Consider the following 18,930-nt stretch of genomic DNA (forward strand, 5'->3'; position numbering starts at 1 on the left):
CTTATTATCGCCAGTGTATTCGGTCTAAGCGGGGTTAATAAGCATATTCGAGCAAGACATATAACCCCAAGGTGCGGTCCTGTAGGTCGTCGGTACTCGGAAATTGTTGTATTCTCAAGAGGGCCCATTTTTGTGCTTGGTATTCTAATAAAAATCCGGATCCCCCCGTTCCACCGAGAATTTTAGAGTCTAAAGCGATGAAGAACCGACGGGAGATGTACTTGCCAATTTTGAGGGAGGGTTCTCCGTTAGCGGAGGTTAATTCGACGACATCTGCCAGACCACTTTCTTGTACACGCTGAGACAAGAGGGATTCAACCAAATTGTAGCCGTAGGTGGAGAGTAGATCCCCTACAATCCCATTGTCCAATGAAAAAGCCGATTGTGCAGGTCTTCCAAAAGCCAGATAACTGAGAATCTCTGTATCCTCCATTGGTGGATTAGAAGAAAACCGGAAATTGGTATTATTTACATCTCCACTGATTTCCATGGAAATGGCCTGATCGTCTCCCCATCCGCCTGCTCCCGCTTTATATGTTGCGCTGATATTCAGTACCGGATTGAGCATATCGCCATTGAAAAGAATGTCACCAGCGGTAAGGTCAAACCGTCGCCCAAATTCTACGCGGCTTCTTCCCGGAACGGCTTTCAGGCGTCCTACGACCACTTCGGGGCTTCGATATGGTTTTCGGAACTCTAAATCTCCAGTCATTTCGATATCCATCCGAGGATTATATCGGCTCCTGAGCCAAGAATTCCCATTTGAACGAACCCTCAGTTTCACGTCGGTCGCATCATAAAAGGTGACGGTAGAAGTATCCGCAATATTGGCCTGCTTTCCAAAACGTGCCTCTACCTCACGTAAATCTTCCTCTGAAAGTTGGATGGTTTCTCGTGCAGACTGCATGAGTTCTGCGTTGAGTTGGACATCACATTCATTTAAGACCACATCCCCATCCAAAACGGGTCTTGTTGTAGTCCCCTTTAGGCTCGCTTTTCCGGTTCCTGTAACACGAAAAGTATTATCACGGATCATCTGGAAACCATCTGCTTCGAGTGCCAGATCTAAATAGCCGAGGTTGAGTTTAGACAGCGAAATGGTACCTGTTCCTTTCAGTCCTCCTTTGCCCGTCCGGACAGACAGATTTTGGACTTGTGCTACATCGCCTCCGAAAACAAGATCGGCCTCGGCCTCGTTGTATTGAATTCCCAAAAAAGGCAGATAAAACTGGGTATTCCGAACCGAAAGGGCGCCTCTGAAGTCGGGAGTATCGAACGTCCCACCAATGGTCATGTCACCTGATACGCGGCCTTTTATATCGCGCATAAACGATTCATCCATAAAGGGATTGGCCCAATCCAGATTAAAGCGCTCTGTTTTTAACCTCAGGTCAACGGGTCCTACGAGCGGCTTGGAGAGTTGTCCGAGGTTGAAAGGTAAAAACCCGGAAAGTGACAAGTTTTGGCCTTCGATATGGCTTAACCCCAAATTTAGGCTGAGGCGTCGGTCTTTATAAATAAGTTGTCCAATGGCCCCCCCTACAGGCTTCCCAGAAGAAGTAATCCGTTCTAGGCCCAAGTCTCCATGCATCAAGGGAGCGTCTAAGGTTCCGCTTATTTCCAGTTTCCCGCTAAGTACACCACCCAATGCAGGGAATTTGAGTATATTAGCAATGGCTGCTACATCTACTCGCTCTACAACGGCATTTAAGACTCCCGTCCCGTCTCTTGCGAGCCCACCTTTGGCTGCAATTCGCTGGTCGTCGGCGATTAATAAAAAGTCGTTGAAGAAAAGTCGTTCTTGGTTCCAGAAAATTTGGGTTGGCCGTTCTATTTGCCATCTTTTTCCTCCCAATTCCATGCGAATGGTTTCCAAGTCGAGTTGTTGGCCATGTGGGAGGAGTGTAAAGGCGCCATTTCCATTGCCCGATAATCGTTCGTCGAGTTTGAATTTTCCACCAAAAGTGACCACACTGTCTCTTAACCCTGCTTCGAGAGTTGCACCTTCCAGTACATAGCCCGGTACCGATATATTTTCCAGTTCGGCACGTGTTTGGAAGATAGGAACGCCAGATTCGTACTCGACGGTTGCCCTTCCACGTGCTTTTCCGATATGAAGATCATCATAAGATAGAATGGTAAGCCCATCATCCACCGTATCAAATCGAATGCGCCAAGCATTTATCTGCCCCCGAATACTGCCTCGAATCTGGCCTCTTCCGGTTAGTTGGGCGGCGGCCAAGCCAGAAAGAGGTGCCAAGGTCTTAATGTATCCTGAAAATTGCATGTCCGACTCCGTTCCCATCAGGTTGTCATAAACAGCAAGCGGGCCTTGTCCTGAAAATGTACCCAAATTGCTGTGTACCAGCAAGGAGTCCAACTGGAGGGTGCCGTCGAGATATTGGAAGTTTCCCCATGCGGAGGACAGCAGCAGGGTGTCCCAATGGCTGTTCTTCAACGAGATCAATCCTTGTAGCTGCATGGTCTCGGCGGTAATCCCTCGTCCTGCTAGGTCTAAATCTACGTTTATTCGGGTTTCTACCGTATCCGGAAGATTGAGCCACTTGGCCAGTGAAATATTTACTAAGTTACCTTTAACCTGATAGAAAGGCTCATTTTCTTTTAGGCCTCCTGTGCCAGCCAAGGTAATCCCCCCACTGTCAGGATTAATTTGTAAGCGATAATCGAGTTGTTGCGTGTTTCCTTTTAGCTCCAGAAATCCAGAACGTACCGTTTCGCAGTTAAAGCGACTTTCTTCCAACCGAAGCAAGAGTTGCCCTGCAAAATTTTGTTCATCAGAAGCCGTGAACTGCCCTTCCGTGATGGCGCCATTCAGGTGTGACTGTAGGTTTGCTTGTCCGGTAATGGCTGCAAGGTTTACCGCCGAGAAGCGGCCTTCTTCAACCTGTGCCATAAGCGGTTGCGAAAACGGTTGTGCGCGTCCTTTAAGTATGGCATTGCCAAACGCCGAACGGAAATCTACGTCGTAACGCAAAAGATTTTGCACCAAGGTAATATTCCCGCGTAAGCCTTCTATTTGATAAGCCCGAAACTGCGAAGGTCCCAACGTAAATGCAGATGAAATCGTCATCGTTTTTGGAGTGGTTCCCGTTACATTAGCCGTAAATCGTCCGTTCAGATGTGTATCCAAAGATTGATCTAAAACAAAGTCGTCGAGGTTTAGGTTTGTAAAGGCGCCTTCAGAAATCGTAAAAACAGGTACCCGATCAAAAGGTTTTCCAATTCCGGCAAGCGATAGGTGGCTTTCTCCAATGGTAGCATTGGTTTGGTACCGTAGAGTACCATTTGATAAAGAGGCAGTCAGGTTTCCTGACCGTATGTTGTATATGTCAAAACGGGAAGGCTGTACTTCGGCCTGTATGGTAAGACGCAGATCGTTGGTATCACCTCCGGTTCCTTGTAAGGAAAAGCGTGTATTGATGTCTCCTGGGGGAATCTCATTCCCGATAAATTCTCTTACGTTGAGATGCCGGATACTGCCATTTTTGATGTAGTACTCTAACTGCTCGCCCAATACGATCCCACCTTGCGCCGCAATAAATCCAGAACCGACCTCCGAAGAAAAATCAAACTTCCCCGTGCCTTTATCATAAGAAAAGCCTATTTGTGTCTGTCTAATGGGTAACTGGTACGGAGAATAGTGAAATTCTGTAGGCATTAGTTTTAGTTGGCCGGATAAGGTGGCCAAGTCTGGGTCAATTCCTTGACCACGTAATTCAAACTGGCCACCAAAGGTGCCATAATTGAAAGCAGGATTTAGGTACGCTGGGGTAAATTGCGTTACCCTACCAGACAGGTCATATACAGGGAGGACATCAAAAGGTCTTGCTGTGCCATTTATATCCAACGCAGCATCTCCTATACCACCTTGGAGTTGGAAGGCCATTTTCCCATCATGGGCGCTTCCTTTTAGGTTGATTTTGCGAAGCATATATTGCTGCCAACGACCGCCATCCTCTAAAGTGAGCGCATATGCTCCATTTAATGCCTGCAAAGATGATCCAGACAATTGTGCCTGTATGCGTCCGGTCAGATTCGAGGCATAAGATGCTTGTGCGGTGAGATAGGCCAAATTGAGTTGACCAATCTCGCCCGTCAAGGCGATTTGGGCGGGTGTTCGGAAATCAGTTACTGCAACCAAGTCCCATGTGCCTGCTCGTTTGAACTGGCCTTGGGTTTCTGCACGCCATGTGCCATTTGGTGCCGAAACCCGAATATCACTCTCAAGGATCTCTTCGGGGTCTAAGAATGGAGCAAACGGAGCAATTTCTTTAAAAGCAAACGGTGCGGCTTTTAACTGAAAATTGGAGAAATTATGACCGTCCTTGCGTGGTAGGGCCACATATCCTTCGGCAGATACTTTTGAAAAGGCAGAAGAAAGTTTGAAAGACCGTATATGAGCAGAAGACTCGGTAATTTTGCCAGAGAACTGCATTTCGAGGTCGTCTTTTCGGCTCGGCAGACGAGAAGTTAGCTGGAGGTCTTGTACATCTCCCGTAAGTCCGGGCGCTTTGTAAATCAGGTTACGGGCCTCGAACCTCAGCCCTTGATATGTTGCCGTTCGTTCAACTTCGGGTTGCTCATGAGGTGGTTTTGTAGAAAGGGGATTGGTTAAGACCACCAATTTTCCATTACCATCTAAGATGCGTAAGTGATCCACGAGAATGGTTTGTTGAGAGGAGGCACCTGTTTCTGGTTGCGATTTTAACAGGCCCAAGAGGTTCCAAGTGCTATCGGCAAGTTGTCGTCCAACAAGTTCTGGCCGCAGAACCTGTAAGTCGGTAATGTGCAAGGTTCCACCTAAAATATCCAAAGGCGTATAGGCAGCCCGGACCTCCTTGATCCGAACAATTGCCTCGCCTTTTTGCCAAATAACCAGATTGGTCGCCCGGATGTTGCGCCAGTATGAACCATCCACATGCCCGATCTCTAACGTGCCATTCAACTGTTCATTTAGTTGGGCCACCACAAAACGACGAAACTGATCACTTCCCCAGCGGGTTTGTAGGGTTCCCCACGTACTGGCCAGGAACCAGAATAGGATCAGTACAAATAATAGCGGACGCCACAATAGCCAACGGAGCCAGCGTGTGCGCTTCTTAGGAGGAGGAGTCGGGTTTTGAGCTGGTTCAACAAGTTCCATGGCACTAAAGAAGGAGGTGAGTTGCCAAATATACGGATATTTTATCGTTCATCCCCACCCACCCTTCCGGATACAAAAACGAAAGGGCAACAAAACCAAAAACGGGATGTGTCGGATCTGACAACATCCCGCAATGAATCAGTACTTTCCAAGGAAATTAGGTGTAACTCGTTAACATTACAGGCATGATCAGCATCATCAACTCCTCGTTTTCATGTTGATCGGAAGGGTGAACAATCCCTGCGCGGTTGGGGGAGCTGAAGTTCATGATCACCTCGGCGGTATCCACATTATTCAGCATTTCGACCAAGTAAACAGAATTGAATCCAATTTCCATCGGCTCGTCGTTGTATTCACAAAGAATGCGTTCTTTTGCTTCGGAAGCTCGTTCAATGTCTTCTGCAGAGATTAGCACTTCATCTGGTGTAATGGTAAGCCGGATTTGATGGGTCAGGGAGGATGAATAGAGCCCTACGCGCTTAACGGCAGCCAATAAGGCGGCACGGCTAATTAATAGTTGCTTTGTATTGTCTTTCGGAATGACGGCTTCGTAATTTGGATAACGCTCTTCGATTACACGTGTCACCAAGCGTACATCCTCAAAATCAAAAGCAATAAAGCCTTCAGATACATAAATGGTACAGGGACCGTCTGTAGCGATCTTTCCTACCAGATTTAAGGCCTTTTCCGGGACAATAAAAGAGATTGGATCGCTGTTTTTTAATTCATACTGTCGGTTTCTGACCAGACGATGACCATCTGTGGCAACTGCCTCACTATATTCTGCCCCAATTTTAAAGAAAACCCCCATCATGGCAGGACGGAGTGCATCTTTACTTACGGCAAAACTGGTTTTTTGGAAGGTTCTTCGCAAGATACCACCATCTGTTTGCAGGGCGGTACTTTCTGCAAGCTGGGGCTGGCTGGGGTAATCGGCTCCATCATAGCCCACCATTTTATATTGCCCCTGATCGGTCTTGAGTTCTACATGGTAATCCTCGGAGCTGCTGAAGGTTACTGGGAGGTCTGGTAGTGCCCGTAGGGTCTCGATAAGCCGTTTGGCCGGCACAGCGATTCGCTCTATGGCCTCAGAACCTTCGGCATCGAACTGGATTTCCAGATTCTGGCTGATGGAAATTTCCAGATCGGTGGCACTTAGGATCAGACGACCACCGTCTTTCTCTAATAAAATACACTCCAGAATGGGCATAGTGCTTTTTCCGGGAACAGCGCCTGCCACCATATTGAGGGCGCGTAAAAGTTCACTGCTCGAAAGGGTAAAACGCATAGAAGGTTGTATATGGTTCGTATAATGGATCTTTTCTTAAAAGGATTGCCAAAACGGCTATGAACGACTTTGGATCTTGATCTTGTGCTGGATGTCTCGGATGGTATCCGCAAACTTTGGATCCGTCTCCATGTAGCCTTCCACACTCTGGATACCATGTATCACCGTAGAATGATCCCGGCCACCAAAATGCAGGCCAATGGTTTTTAATGAATGCTTGGTAAACTGCTTTGCAAAGTACATCGCTACTTGTCTGGCTTGCACAACTTCCTGTTTACGGGTTTTCGCACGTACCTGATCTTCTGGAATCTGAAAATAGTGGCATACAATCTGTAATATTTCTTCGATACTCAAACTTACCTTCACTTCTTTGATCAGGTCCTTGAGCACCTCTTTGGCAAAGGACAAATCAATTTCCTCCCGCCGGAGGGTGGAGTGGGCCAGCAAACGAATCAAGGCTCCTTCCAATTCCCGTATATTCGAGGTGATGTTATGGGCAATGAATTCAATGATGTCATAAGAAATCTGAATACCATCATCCTCGGCTTTACGTTGTAAAATTGCGATCCGGGTTTCCAAATCCGGCGGTTGCACATCAGCCGTAAGCCCCCACTGGAACCGAGACAACAAACGCTCTTCAATGCCCACAATGTCTTTTGGCGGACGATCTGCCGAAAGGATGATCTGTTTACCCGCCTGGTGTAGAGCATTAAAGATATGGAAGAACTCTTCTTGGGTCTTTTCTTTTTTTCCAAAAAACTGAATGTCGTCCACAATCAACAAATCTATCTGCCGATAAAAAAGTGAAAACTCCGAAACCCTGTTGTATTGGATGGATTGTACGAATTCATTTGTAAAACGCTCAGAAGAAATATAAAGGATAGATTCAATTTTTTGGTGCTGCTTGGCGTAGTTTCCAATGGCTTGGATAAGGTGTGTCTTTCCAAGACCTACGCCCCCATAGACCAAGAATGGATTAAAACTGGTCTCGCTTGGCCGTTCTGCAATTGCCCAAGCCGCACTTCTTGCCAAACGGTTACAATCTCCCTCAATAAACCGATCGAAGGTGTAATTGCTATTTAATTGGCTGTCAACCTTAGGGCTTCGTATTCCAGGGATGACGAATGGACTGGAAAGATTGGGCGGCGGATTAACGGGATGTGGTGTCTGTGGTGTAGCGCCTCCTCCTGTTCCTGGTTGGGGTGGTGTACCACTTTGCTGTAAGTTGGCTTGTTGCTGCAAGCCATGTGGGTAAGGGCGTTGGTGATGTACGGGAGGGTTCATTGCCCGTCCAGAAGGATTGGCCGGAAGCCGAATGTGACGACTCTTTTCTTCAGGGCGGTCGCGCTCCATTAAAATATCGTAGATCAGGCGAGAAGAGGGGCCCATTACTTTGCTGACGGTCTTGCGCAATAAAGAGGCATAGTGCTCTTCCAGCCATTCATAGTAAAAACGACTTGGGACCTGAATGGTCAGCGTTCGGTCATTAGGAGTTTCTTCCAAGCGTAACGGCTTAATAGGCTCGAACCATGTCTTATAGCTCCGCTTGTCCACATTATCCCGGATAATTGTAAGACATTCTTGCCAAATATGATGAGCAGCGTCCAGCATGGTGTATTTTAAGGAGGTATCAAAGCCGAGAGGCAGAAACTTATTGGGAGCGATTGGCACGAGGAGGGCTTACCAATCGGTGTAAGAAGTTAGCATATTGAGGAAAAAAAACCATCGGGTTAACCGAATGTTTTTAAGTCGAGATTCGTTTTTCATAATTGGCAGGATGTTACTCTCCGCTTTAGGGGGGCATTGCTTGCCATGAGTCTATTAAAGATAAATGCAAATAAATATTTATAAAAGACTTATGATTCTTTTTATGGTTCACTTGTTCCCAAAATACATCATCAGGCTTAATGATCAAGAAGGAATGATGATGAAAAGTTGAATTTAACAATGATAATGCCTTCTGCCCCCCCTTCTGAACTTTGCTATCCACTTCAAGAATTCTTATCTTAGTCGTTCTGGTATAAAATACAAAACACGCTCTTTGGACTAAAACTGTTTTTACCGTGTCTTTGAAGGTTCTTAAGCCACATGGTTTAGTTTTGCGAATTGCTTCTTTGAAGGAAGGCTTACACGAGTTTTCTGATACATTCCCAGCCGAAGCTTTAGAGTTAGCCGGGGATGACTTTTCAGACTTGTCCCTTTCCTTGAAATTAGACTTAAAAGTTGGCCAAGCGCTGGTTTCGTTTCAGGTTACGGGCATTGCACACCTCATCTGCGACCGAACCTTACAAGCGTTCGATCAAACGGTATCTGGAGCGTTTCAGGTCTTGTATTCTGATAAGGCGGTAACCATGCCTGAACATGAACGTGGGGAAGATTTGTGGCCGTTCCCACACAGTACCTTAGTGTTAAGCCTGACAGAGCCTGTACGCGACACACTTTTATTGGCGCTACCCATTCGAAGAGTTGCTCCTAATGCCGAAGAACAAGACATTCAACTCTCGTTCGGTGGGCCGAATGACGAAGATGAACCATCAGACCTGCGCTGGGCAGCACTCCGGGGTCTGAATCTTTCTACTGATAATTAATTTAACGTTTTAACTCTTACAGCCATGGCAAACCCACGACGTAAACACTCCAAAGCCCGTACGGCGCTCCGCCGTTCGCAATATAAGGCGCAAAACATCCCGCAACTCACCACCTGTTCGAACTGTGGTGAGCCTAAAGAATACCACCGCGCCTGTTCTAAGTGCGGACATTACCGTGGTCGTGCCGTAATCGAAGGCCAAGACGCACTCTAAAGGTAATCTGCACGTTTTGCAAAATTCATTCGGCTTTCAGGTCACGTTTAGTAATTTCAACGTGGCCTTTTCTTGTTTGTAAAATGGCCGGACATTGGGTGACTGTTTGTTTCGTCCTGAAGGCTGCTGGGCAAGTGTTCGTTTTTGACCGTAAGAAATACTTGGGTACGGGTTTTAGAAGACGTTGCTTGCAATGGGCAAATTCGCCGGAACGTGGTGCACAATCCACCTTTTTTGCAGTATGCTCATATGATTTGTACCCTAATTCTTATTCACCATAATACCATCTAACAATCGGTATGGCCATACGAATCGCACTTGATGCAATGGGAGGCGACTATGCTCCCGAAAAAGCCGTCCTTGGCGCCGTGAATGCGCGACGTCAATTGGGTAATAAAGTAGAAATACTATTGGTGGGCCAGCAGGCAGCGTTAGAAAAAGCGCTGGAAGCTGCGGGCTATGATGGTGGTGGTCTTCATCTCATAGACGCACCGGAAGTCATCGAAATGGGCGAATCTCCTGCGGTGGCTGTTAAAACCAAGCCCCGCTCATCCATCCATATTGGTGCAGGATTGCAAAAAGCGGGCAAGGCAGATGTCTTTATTAGTGCAGGGAATACGGGTGCAGTCTTGGGTGCTTCGTTATTCATATTGGGACGGTTGCCCGGTGTGATGCGCCCTTCCGTAATGGGTTATTACCCCACCACACAAGGATGGTGTATCATTGTGGATGCGGGGACGAATGTAGATTGTAAGCCTGAGCATCTAGTACAGTTTGCACAGATGGGTGCTGTTTTTGTACAAAAAATTATGAAAGTAGAAGCCCCGTCGGTGGGCCTGATGAACATTGGCGAAGAACCTGGGAAAGGAAACGAGCTGGTGAAAGCTGCATACGAAATGCTCAAGACGCAAAAAGGTATTCGGTTTTTGGGGAATATTGAAGGGCGCGACCTTCTGCATCATGCAGCAGATGTGGTGGTTACCGATGGATTCGTGGGAAATGTGATGCTCAAACTGGGTGAAGGCATTGCCACAGCCATCCGTGAAATGGCCGAGGCCGAAATGATCGCTCGTAACCTTCCTGAAGAAGAACAACGACATATTGACCAAGTGGTTCGGGGCGCCATTCGCCGTTTTGATTACCAAGAAGTAGGCGGTGCGCCTTTATTGGGCGTAAATGGGAACGTCCTCATTATGCACGGGTCTTCAAAAGAGATGGCGTTTGAACAGATCATCTATCGCGGTGTGGAGTTGGCCGAGTCCAAACTTCCGCAAGCCATCGCCGAAGCCTTTGCAGCTTCACCGGTTTGAATCATCTAAAAATAACGATATAATCAAAACCTTGTATGATACGTGCTGCCATAACTGCCGTTGGCCATTATGTGCCCGAAGAAATTTTAACCAATGCCGAATTGGAAAAAATGGTGGATACCAACGACGAATGGATCCGTTCCAGAACGGGCATTCGTGAACGGCGCATTTTGCGCGACCCCGAAAAAGCCACCTCTTTCATGGCCGCCGAGTGTGCCAAAGAGATTCTCCAAAATCGGGGGATTGATGCAGAAGAGGTGGATGCTATTATTGTGGCGACGGTAACGCCAGACATGTTTTTTCCGCCAACGGCCAGTTTGGTACAGAAAGAGATTGGCGCCACCAAGGCTTGGGGGTTTGATCTTTCTGCAGCTTGTAGCGGCTTTTTGTTTGCCCTCACCACCGGAGCGGGGTTGGTGGAAAGTGGTCGCTATAAAAAAGTAATGGTGATTGGCGCAGACCACATGAGCCGGATTGTGGACTATACCGACCGCTCTACTTGTATTCTTTTTGGTGACGCGGCAGCGGGTGTGTTATTGGAGGCCGATACCGATGGAAATGGTCTTATGGATACAGTTCACCGTACCGATGGCAATAACTGGGAGTACTTATGTATGCTGGGTGGGGGTTCCCTCCATCCACCTAGCGTCCAAACTATCGAGAACCGCTGGCATTACATTCGTCAAGAGGGGCAGCCAGTTTTTAAACTAGCTGTAAAGGGGATGGCAGATGCCGCCGCCGAGATCATGGAACGCAATAACCTGAGTGGTGAGGATGTTTCATGGCTGGTTCCGCATCAGGCAAACCTACGCATTATTGATGCTACCGCGCGCCGTATGGGTCTTTCTATTGAAAAGGTGATGCTCAACATCGAACGGTATGGGAATACGACAGCGGCCACCATTCCGCTGTGCCTCTATGAATGGCAGCCTCGGTTGCGGAAAGGCGAAAACCTGGTCTTGGCGGCCTTCGGTGGCGGGTTTACATGGGGCGCCAGTTATTTAAAATGGGCCTATGACCCTGAGTAACGTGACTTTGGAGTTCATGGATATTCCTCCCACGCTTCTTGGAAAAGTGGATGGAAAAACTTGATCTGACCAAACAATACAAATCTTATTACTCGGCCAAGCCCATGCCAGAACTGGTGAACATTGGGCCTGCCCGATATGTTGTCATCGAGGGCAAGGGCGATCCATCCGGAGAAGCCTTTGCCACCGACTTAGAGGCCCTTTTTCCGGTTGCATACGCCATTAAGTTCTATTTTAACGTGTTGGGCCAAGATTTTATTGTGCCTAAACTGGAAGGTCAATGGTGGTTCGATATGGAAAAATTTGGTATGCCAGACCTTGCCTCGGCCCCTGCAAAAGTTCCCCGAAGCGAGTGGTCGTATCGTCTGCTCCTCCGAATGCCCCATTATGTGACAGAAAGCGGGGTAGAAAAAGCCATAGAAGAGGTGGTTTCCAAAAAGAAAAAACTCCACGCGGCAAACGTCCGGTTTTATGAAATGACAGAAGGACCATCCGTTCAGATACTACACTTAGGTGCCTTTGCCGACGAGCCTGCATCGCTGCAAAAATTGCATCAGTTTATGGAAGAAAACAACTTTACCCATAATGGGTTGCACCACGAAATCTACCTCTCGGACTTCCGGAAAACGCCTGAACATCGGTTGAAAACCATCCTGCGTGAGCCTATTAAACTGCTTGTGTGATGATCTTGTTCATCCTTAACGATGCCAGTGATAACGTTTGAAAAATACCTAACAGGTGTGAAAAATGAAATCTGATGCGCTTATCCGATGGCTTTTGGATGGGGATGTGGCCATTCAATTTCAGGTCATGCGTGATTTGAAGCACCAGTGGGTGCCCGAACTCCAAGAACGTATTCATAGCGAAGGCTGGGGAAAATCTTTTTTGGAGAAAAGAACATCTAGTGGGCATTGGGGACAGTCTTATTACCAACCCAAGTGGATTTCCACACACTACACTTTGCTCGACCTCAAAAACCTGGGCATTACTCCAGACACCCCCGAAATTCAAGAAACCATCCGACTCGTATTACAGACTGAAAAGGGCAAGGATGGGGGGATTTTGCCCATTGGTACTACTCAAAAAAGTGATGTTTGCGTAAACGGGATGTTCTTAAATATTGCTTCCTATTTTGGAGCAGAGGCATCTGACTTGGCTTCTATGGTGGATTTTTTGCTCTCCGAGAAAGTGGGTGATGGTGGTTTTAATTGCCACTCTAACCGCAAAGGGTGCGTACACAGTTCATTACATTCTACCCTTTCGGTTTTGGAAGGGATTGCCGAATATGAACGGAATGGATATGGTTATCGCCTTCCGGAATTACAAGCGGCGGCAGGCAGTTCGCAGGAATTTCTATTAATGCACCGTTTGTACAAATCGGACAAAACAGGGGTCGTTATTGATCCTAAAATGACGATGCTTTCTTTTCCAAGTCGCTGGAAATACGATATTTTACGCGCCTTAGATTATTTTCAGCAAGTGGGATTACCCTACGATCCACGCATGGAAGATGCATTACGGTTACTACTGAGCAAACGTAAGCCGGAGGGTTGGTGGAAGTTGCAGACCAAACACCTCGGACAAGTTCATTTCGAGATGGAAAAACCCAGACAACCAAGCCGATGGAATACGCTCCGGGCATTAAGGGTGCTTAAGTGCTATCCTTTACCAAGTTAAATCCTGCCGTTTAAAGGTGTGTTCTGGAGCATGTGTGGATAAATTACTTCGTTGGCGGGAATATCTTGTGCGGCCATTCTGCCTATTACCTCGTGAAGGTCGCGCCACTTAAAGCCATCACCAGGGCTTAGGAGGTGCAGATCTTCTGCCACAAGACGTGTTCCAGCAGGGATTTTTCGTAGTGAAGCAATGGAGCGTTCCAATTTGGTGCGGGTTGCCGTTACAACCGGATCTAAAGACATTTTTTCCTCTCCCAGCGCCCGTTCCAGATTGCGAATGTCGCGCAAGACCCGTCTCAGGCCATCCGGCTCCAATGATCCCCAATGATCTGATCCTTTCATGGTTCTGTCTAAGGTAATGTGCTTTTCGATCATTTGCGCGCCAAGTGCTACTGCTGCAACAGGAGCCATGATTCCAATAGAATGGTCAGAATAGCCAATGGTGTGTGACGGATATTCTTTTTGTAACCACGTAATGGTGCGTAGATTGATGTTTGGGTATTCGGCAGGGTATTGGGATAGGCAATGCAAAATAGAAATTTGGTTGTGGTGACGGGTAATAACCGCCAATGCCTCGGCTAATGCCCGCTGATCGGCCATTCCTGTAGAGAGGATAATTGGAATCTGTGTCTCGGCCAATGCTTCCAACAACGGCAGATTGGTCAGGTCTCGCGAGGCCACTTTGAGGCGATCTGGCACAAATAACCGAAACATCGAAAGGCATCCACGCGCACACAATGTCTCTATGAAGTCCAGCCCCTTGGCTTTTGCATACTGGAACAACTCGGCATGTTGTTCGTCATCCAGTTCCAGTTTAGCACGGTGTTCGCCATACGTTGCTCCAAATGCGTGGGCACTTTGATAAGGGCGGGCCATCTGAGAAGCGCTCAATTCTTCGTTTAGGTCGCGTTTGGTGAATTTGATGGCATTGGCGCCGCCTAATGGGGTATCGAACAACGGATCAAAAACCCGCATGGCCGCTACATCAATCAATTGGCGTGCAATTTCCATAGAGCCGTTATGATTTTGTCCGGCTTCACAAATAAAATAGGTTTCCATCATTTGGGTTGTTTGGATCGTTCCAGCCACATACGGTTTCTGAGTTCGGTTTCTTGTAGCAGTTGCTGTTTTAGGCTGGGCCAGTCTAAGTGTTCGTTTGGTGTGTTTATTTGCCGCCACAAGGTCTGGCTAATTTCAAAATCTTGTAAGGTATCCACCGTCATTCGAATGTCTTCGACTCCTTCCATGCTTATATCGGCGTCTAACCACCTGACGTCGAATAGGTCCGGATGCTCGTATAAGAATTTGGTGACGTGCTGCCTGTCGTCGGGTGGAATTGGCATTGTGGATGCTTTTGTTAAGGCTGCCAAGGTGACGTATTCCGTAAAAACCCCGTAATGTGTTTGCATGGCCGGAGTCCCAGAAACCCGGTGGCTCATATAATCGTGGTTGCTACACTTGCTTGCATCCAAAAGTTCTTTTGCAAAGTCGGTAATCAAAAAAGGATTGTCGGCACAAATACGCAAGCACGCCGAGAGGCCATTTGCTTCCATCGCCCCAATAAACCGATCCAGTACGTCTTCTTCTGATCCCCTAAAAACAAGTGCGCCCTCTGCTATGGCACGTTCTGTCACTATATCATCAGTGGAGGCTGTGGATGTTGCTACGAGTAAGGGCATCGCTGGAAACGCCGCGCCAAATCGCCGGATGAGCATTTGTAGGATAGAAACAGGGCCATCAAATGGTTTTAGGACTTTCCCCCTTAACCGTACCGAACCCATGCGTGCTTGTATGACAAGACCAGTTGTGTGCGTATGGTGGGCAGGCATGGGCGGCATATTATTATTGGTGTATGAACTTTTGTGGAGGGGTTAATTTAGATACTCAATGACGGTATGGTCGCCGATATTGGCGCTGAATGCACGCTGTTTAATCACAGCCGAATGTCCGATAAAAGACCGGTCCATAACCACATTTGCGACTTCGGCATTCGAGAAAATAATGGAATCTTTTACAACCGATCCGTTAACTTCTGCGCCCGACTCGATGGACGTATAAGGCCCGATAACAGAGTTGCGCACGGTAACACCCGGACCTACGTAAACAGGCTCGATCACCGTCGTGTTGATGAGGTCACCCAAAAGTTGATTGCCCTCCCGATCCAAGATGAACTGCGTGGTTTCTGCAAGTGCAGGTAAGGTACCACAATCCAGCCAATCGGTTACGGAAGCGGTTTCCAATGCCGCGCCTGCTTTCATCATCATATCTAAGGCATCGGTCACTTCATATTCTCCACGGGTTCCCACTAGTTTATGTTCCATCATATAGGCAATGGTGTCACGGAACTGGGCGCCATTTTTAATATAATAGATTCCGATCAGGGCCTCTTTAAATCGGTCATGACTGGGTTTCTCGATCAATTCGGTCACCCTTCCTGCTGCATCACGTGCAACAACTCCAAACCGTCTGGGGTCTTCCACTTGTTTTACATAAGCCACAATATCGGCCTCGGTATTGAGTGGGTCATGCGTATAGAACAGGGTATCAGCAAAAATAACGATCAACTCACCGTCTAAGTGTTCTGCCGCACAATACACGGCATGAGCAGTGCCTAATGCTTCTTTTTGGAAACCAAATGCTGCGCCAATGCCCATTTTGGTACACATTTCGGTAAGTTTTTCCTGTACTTCGGCGGGGAAATCGCCCAATACAAAGACGACATCAGTAATTTTTTCGGGGACTAAGTCCACAAAAGTTCGCACAATACGTTCAACAATGGTAATACCGAGCACCGGAAGAAGGGGTTTGGGCGTAACATGTGTGTGGGGGCGGAGGCGTGTTCCACGACCAGCCATTGGAATGATGAGTTTCATATAGAGTAGGATGGATCAACGGTTGGTTACGAATGCAGAAAAGCCAAAATCGCTTCACAGACTCGTTTTTGAATATCTTCCGTGATTTCTGGCCAGATTGGGAGGCTAATTACTTGTGTGGTTAATACATCACTTAAGGGGTTGGGGGGATATTGGTCTTTGTAGATCGGGAGGCGATCTTGTGGGATCGGGTAATAAATCATGCTGCCAATACCCAATTCTGCAAGGTGCTTCTGTAATAAATTCCGGTCGCCCTGTAAAATTCGGATGGTATATTGATGAAAAACATGACCTTCTATCACCTCTGGAGGAAGAATCTTTGGATGTTGTAGGAGTTGGTTATAACGAATGGCGGCGTTCAAACGCCCCGTGTTCTGTGCGTCTATATGGGGTAGTTTTACCCGTAACAGGGCCGCTTGTAGCGTGTCTAAGCGGGAGTTATACCCCAGTATCTCGTTATGGTATTTTTTTACCGCTCCGTGAACGCGAAGCATTCGGGCCATTTTGGCGGTCGCGTCGTCGTTGGTCACAATCAAGCCGCCGTCTCCAAAACCGCCTAAGTTTTTAGAAGGGAAAAACGAGTATGCACCAACGTCTCCTATAGTACCCGTCTGTTGTCCTTTAAAACGTGCCCCAAACGATTGGGCGCAATCCTCGACCACTCTCAGACGGTGTTCTCGGGCAATAGCGGTAATATGGTCCATCCGACAAGGACGGCCATAAAGATGAACTGGCAGGATGGCCTTGGTTTTGGGGGTAATGGCGGCCTCTATTTTGAGCGGATCAATATTAAAAGTTGTTTCGTCAATATCCACAAAAACAGGCTTTGCTCCTATAGCCGAGATGCTTTCAGCCGTCGCAAAGAAGGTGAATGGGGTTGTAATAACTTCATCGCCAGGCCCAATACCCAGCGAACGAAGACCAATCACAAGGGCATCTGTGCCAGAATTTACGGCTATGGCATGTTTTACCGCTAAATACTGGGCTACTTCTTCCTCGAACAGTTTGACATCTGGTCCCATGATGAATTGGCCGGACTTTAGTACGCGCTGAATGGCTTCGTTTAGTTGTGGCCAAAGCCGCTCGATTTCCGGAGAAAGATCTAATACGGGGATTAGGGAAGATTTTGTGTTCATGGGTAGTTAGGTTTGGTTTACGATATTTAGGAGACACGTTGCACAGCACCCTCTTGCCATACATAACAGTGTCCGATACTATCGGTAAATTCGGTATTATGGCTAAAATCCATAATGTCGCCATAGGCACTCATCCAACCAATTTGTTGGGCGGGAACACCCGCCACCATCGCATAGGCCGGAACGTCTTTGGTAACGACCGCCCCAGCAGCCACAAAGGCGCATTCGTGCAGGGTAATACCACAAACAATGGTCGCATTTGCGCCAATACTGGCCCCGCGCTTAACGTGAGTGGTTGCATAATCCGCCGACGTATTTCTTGGAAATTCCGAGCGGGGTGTCCGTACATTGGTGAAAACCATGCTGGGACCGCAGAAGACAAAGTCCTCTAAAATAACTCCCTCATACACCGAGACATTGTTTTGTATTTTGCATCCATGACCAATTTTTACCCCTTTTCCCACCATCACATTTTGCCCCAAAGTGCAGTTTTCCCCAATCTCTGCTTCCGATAAAATATGGCTAAAATGCCAGATACGTGTTCCATTACCTACTTTTGCCCCATCCTCCACGATAGCAGTAGGATGGACAAAAGGTGACTTAAGATGATCCATGTGTAAAAGACGGTTTTATGGGTGGACGGAAACGGGAATCCCATTTTGTTGGAGCGAATATTGGGCTGCATGTAAGACTTTTAGCACCCGCAGGCCGCTGTCACCATCCGTAAGAGGTGGTTTCCGGTCTCCTACCCGATCTATGAAGTGGCGAAGCTCCTCTAACAAAGGTTCTTTGGGCAAAAGCGTCACCGAGCGTCCAATACCTTGGCGTGGAATCGGTACGTTATCCACCCAGTCTGCCCCTTTATCAAACAAGGTGAGTTTTTGATCCCACGGGGCTTGGTCGTCAAAAACAACCATTTTTTGCGAGCCAACCACCACTAATTTTTGTTCTTTATACGGATGTAGCCACGATACAAAAATATGGGCTTGGATACCGTTATCAAATCGCAAATTCGTTGTGGTAATATCAGCCACACCTGGCGTCAAATAGGCCCCGCCAGTTGCAACGACTTCCGTGGGCATCTGCTGGATCAGCCGCAGGAGAATGGCAAGGTCATGGGGTGCAAAACTCCATAAGATGTTTTCTTCGCGCCGGAATTTCCCCAAATTCAACCGATTGGAATAGATGTATTGTAAATCTCCCAATATGCCTTCGTCTATCCACTGCCGGAGTTGGGTAATGGCCGGATGATATTCGAGGAGATGTCCTACCATCAATACCCGGTTGGTCTCTTGCGCGGCTGTGACCATCCTTTGTCCTTCATCCAAGGTTAATGCAAGCGGTTTTTCCACAAAAACATCTTTTCCAGCAGCCATTGCCCTTAATGCAAGTCTGGCATGGTGTATGGCGGGTGTTCCGATGGCCACAGCAATGGCTTTGTCATCTTCCCAAATCTCTTGTTCGTGCTGATAAAACAAGGTGTTAGGGTATAATATCTTGGCTTCGTTGCGCATGGCTTCATCGGGCTCATAGATACCACGCAAAACTTCCAAGGAAGCCAAATTGCGCACAATATTACGGCCCCAATAGCCATGCCCTAAAGCCACGACGTTCGGTCTCATTATATACACTCCTTTATTGGATTTTAACCCCG

The 18,930-nt window shown here is 47.5% G+C and carries 15 protein-coding genes; 6 read left to right on the forward strand and 9 right to left on the reverse strand.

Annotation, left to right across the window (positions count from 1 at the left end):
• Positions 1 to 34: 34 nt before the first annotated feature.
• The 3 genes from JNN12_08480 to dnaA form a co-directional block, all read right to left on the reverse strand.
• Positions 35 to 5,164, reverse strand: coding sequence for a translocation/assembly module TamB domain-containing protein (locus JNN12_08480; protein ID MBL7978362.1), 5,130 nt, complete (start codon positions 5,162 to 5,164; stop codon positions 35 to 37).
• A 157-nt stretch (positions 5,165 to 5,321) separates the two neighbouring features.
• Entirely contained in the window at positions 5,322 to 6,452 is a 1,131-nt protein-coding gene (gene dnaN, locus JNN12_08485; GenBank protein ID MBL7978363.1) for a DNA polymerase III subunit beta, read from the reverse strand.
• Between the two features lie 57 nt (positions 6,453 to 6,509).
• Positions 6,510 to 8,063, reverse strand: a complete 1,554-nt coding sequence (gene dnaA, locus JNN12_08490) for a chromosomal replication initiator protein DnaA (protein ID MBL7978364.1) — start codon at positions 8,061 to 8,063, stop codon at positions 6,510 to 6,512.
• A gap of 452 nt (positions 8,064 to 8,515) precedes the next feature.
• Between dnaA and JNN12_08495 the strand changes: the two genes are divergently transcribed.
• The 6 genes from JNN12_08495 (at position 8,516) to JNN12_08520 (ending at position 13,268) form a co-directional block, all read left to right on the forward strand.
• Positions 8,516 to 9,040 (forward strand): DUF177 domain-containing protein, encoded by a 525-nt coding sequence (locus tag JNN12_08495; GenBank protein MBL7978365.1) that lies wholly within the window; start codon positions 8,516 to 8,518, stop codon positions 9,038 to 9,040.
• Positions 9,041 to 9,064: 24 nt separating this feature from the next.
• Positions 9,065 to 9,253 (forward strand): 50S ribosomal protein L32, encoded by a 189-nt coding sequence (rpmF, locus tag JNN12_08500; GenBank protein ID MBL7978366.1) that lies wholly within the window; start codon positions 9,065 to 9,067, stop codon positions 9,251 to 9,253.
• 299 nt (positions 9,254 to 9,552) lie between these two features.
• Positions 9,553 to 10,563 (forward strand): phosphate acyltransferase PlsX, encoded by a 1,011-nt coding sequence (plsX, locus tag JNN12_08505; protein MBL7978367.1) that lies wholly within the window; start codon positions 9,553 to 9,555, stop codon positions 10,561 to 10,563.
• Between the two features lie 35 nt (positions 10,564 to 10,598).
• Positions 10,599 to 11,591, forward strand: coding sequence for a ketoacyl-ACP synthase III (locus JNN12_08510; GenBank protein ID MBL7978368.1), 993 nt, complete (start codon positions 10,599 to 10,601; stop codon positions 11,589 to 11,591).
• Between the two features lie 50 nt (positions 11,592 to 11,641).
• Positions 11,642 to 12,274, forward strand: coding sequence for a GyrI-like domain-containing protein (locus JNN12_08515; protein MBL7978369.1), 633 nt, complete (start codon positions 11,642 to 11,644; stop codon positions 12,272 to 12,274).
• A 64-nt stretch (positions 12,275 to 12,338) separates the two neighbouring features.
• Complete coding sequence (locus tag JNN12_08520; GenBank protein MBL7978370.1) at positions 12,339 to 13,268, forward strand: hypothetical protein; 930 nt, start codon at positions 12,339 to 12,341, stop codon at positions 13,266 to 13,268.
• On the opposite strand, the gene JNN12_08525 is transcribed toward JNN12_08520, so the two are convergent.
• The 6 genes from JNN12_08525 to JNN12_08550 are packed head-to-tail and all read right to left on the reverse strand — an operon-like array spanning position 13,265 to position 18,898.
• Positions 13,265 to 14,329, reverse strand: a complete 1,065-nt coding sequence (locus tag JNN12_08525) for an N-acetylneuraminate synthase family protein (GenBank protein MBL7978371.1) — start codon at positions 14,327 to 14,329, stop codon at positions 13,265 to 13,267. The genes JNN12_08520 and JNN12_08525 overlap by 4 nt on opposite strands.
• The gene (locus tag JNN12_08530; protein MBL7978372.1) at positions 14,326 to 15,096 is read right to left on the reverse strand and encodes a hypothetical protein; all 771 of its coding nucleotides are present in this window, start codon (positions 15,094 to 15,096) and stop codon (positions 14,326 to 14,328) included. The genes JNN12_08525 and JNN12_08530 overlap by 4 nt, the downstream gene beginning before the upstream one ends.
• A gap of 42 nt (positions 15,097 to 15,138) precedes the next feature.
• Positions 15,139 to 16,140 (reverse strand): NTP transferase domain-containing protein, encoded by a 1,002-nt coding sequence (locus JNN12_08535; GenBank protein ID MBL7978373.1) that lies wholly within the window; start codon positions 16,138 to 16,140, stop codon positions 15,139 to 15,141.
• 26 nt (positions 16,141 to 16,166) lie between these two features.
• Positions 16,167 to 17,276: a DegT/DnrJ/EryC1/StrS family aminotransferase gene (locus JNN12_08540; GenBank protein ID MBL7978374.1), complete on the reverse strand. Its 1,110-nt coding sequence runs from the start codon at positions 17,274 to 17,276 to the stop codon at positions 16,167 to 16,169.
• Between the two features lie 26 nt (positions 17,277 to 17,302).
• Positions 17,303 to 17,890, reverse strand: a complete 588-nt coding sequence (locus JNN12_08545; GenBank protein ID MBL7978375.1) for an N-acetyltransferase — start codon at positions 17,888 to 17,890, stop codon at positions 17,303 to 17,305.
• A gap of 15 nt (positions 17,891 to 17,905) precedes the next feature.
• Positions 17,906 to 18,898, reverse strand: a complete 993-nt coding sequence (locus JNN12_08550) for a Gfo/Idh/MocA family oxidoreductase (protein ID MBL7978376.1) — start codon at positions 18,896 to 18,898, stop codon at positions 17,906 to 17,908.
• Positions 18,899 to 18,930 lie beyond the last annotated feature (32 nt).

Source organism: Bacteroidetes Order II. bacterium (assembly GCA_016788705.1).
GTDB lineage: Bacteria > Bacteroidota > Rhodothermia > Rhodothermales > UBA2364 > UBA2364.

Coding starts and splice junctions, on each gene's coding strand:
- JNN12_08545 (MBL7978375.1), bottom strand. CDS start 17,890: ATGGATCATCTTAAGTCACCTTTTGTCCATCCTACTGCTATCGTGGAG.
- JNN12_08515 (MBL7978369.1), top strand. CDS start 11,642: ATGGAAAAACTTGATCTGACCAAACAATACAAATCTTATTACTCGGCC.
- dnaN (MBL7978363.1), bottom strand. CDS start 6,452: ATGCGTTTTACCCTTTCGAGCAGTGAACTTTTACGCGCCCTCAATATG.
- JNN12_08530 (MBL7978372.1), bottom strand. CDS start 15,096: ATGCCTGCCCACCATACGCACACAACTGGTCTTGTCATACAAGCACGC.
- JNN12_08525 (MBL7978371.1), bottom strand. CDS start 14,329: ATGATGGAAACCTATTTTATTTGTGAAGCCGGACAAAATCATAACGGC.
- plsX (MBL7978367.1), top strand. CDS start 9,553: ATGGCCATACGAATCGCACTTGATGCAATGGGAGGCGACTATGCTCCC.
- JNN12_08520 (MBL7978370.1), top strand. CDS start 12,339: ATGAAATCTGATGCGCTTATCCGATGGCTTTTGGATGGGGATGTGGCC.
- JNN12_08535 (MBL7978373.1), bottom strand. CDS start 16,140: ATGAAACTCATCATTCCAATGGCTGGTCGTGGAACACGCCTCCGCCCC.
- JNN12_08550 (MBL7978376.1), bottom strand. CDS start 18,898: ATGAGACCGAACGTCGTGGCTTTAGGGCATGGCTATTGGGGCCGTAAT.
- JNN12_08480 (MBL7978362.1), bottom strand. CDS start 5,164: ATGGAACTTGTTGAACCAGCTCAAAACCCGACTCCTCCTCCTAAGAAG.
- JNN12_08510 (MBL7978368.1), top strand. CDS start 10,599: ATGATACGTGCTGCCATAACTGCCGTTGGCCATTATGTGCCCGAAGAA.
- rpmF (MBL7978366.1), top strand. CDS start 9,065: ATGGCAAACCCACGACGTAAACACTCCAAAGCCCGTACGGCGCTCCGC.
- JNN12_08540 (MBL7978374.1), bottom strand. CDS start 17,276: ATGAACACAAAATCTTCCCTAATCCCCGTATTAGATCTTTCTCCGGAA.
- dnaA (MBL7978364.1), bottom strand. CDS start 8,063: ATGCTGGACGCTGCTCATCATATTTGGCAAGAATGTCTTACAATTATC.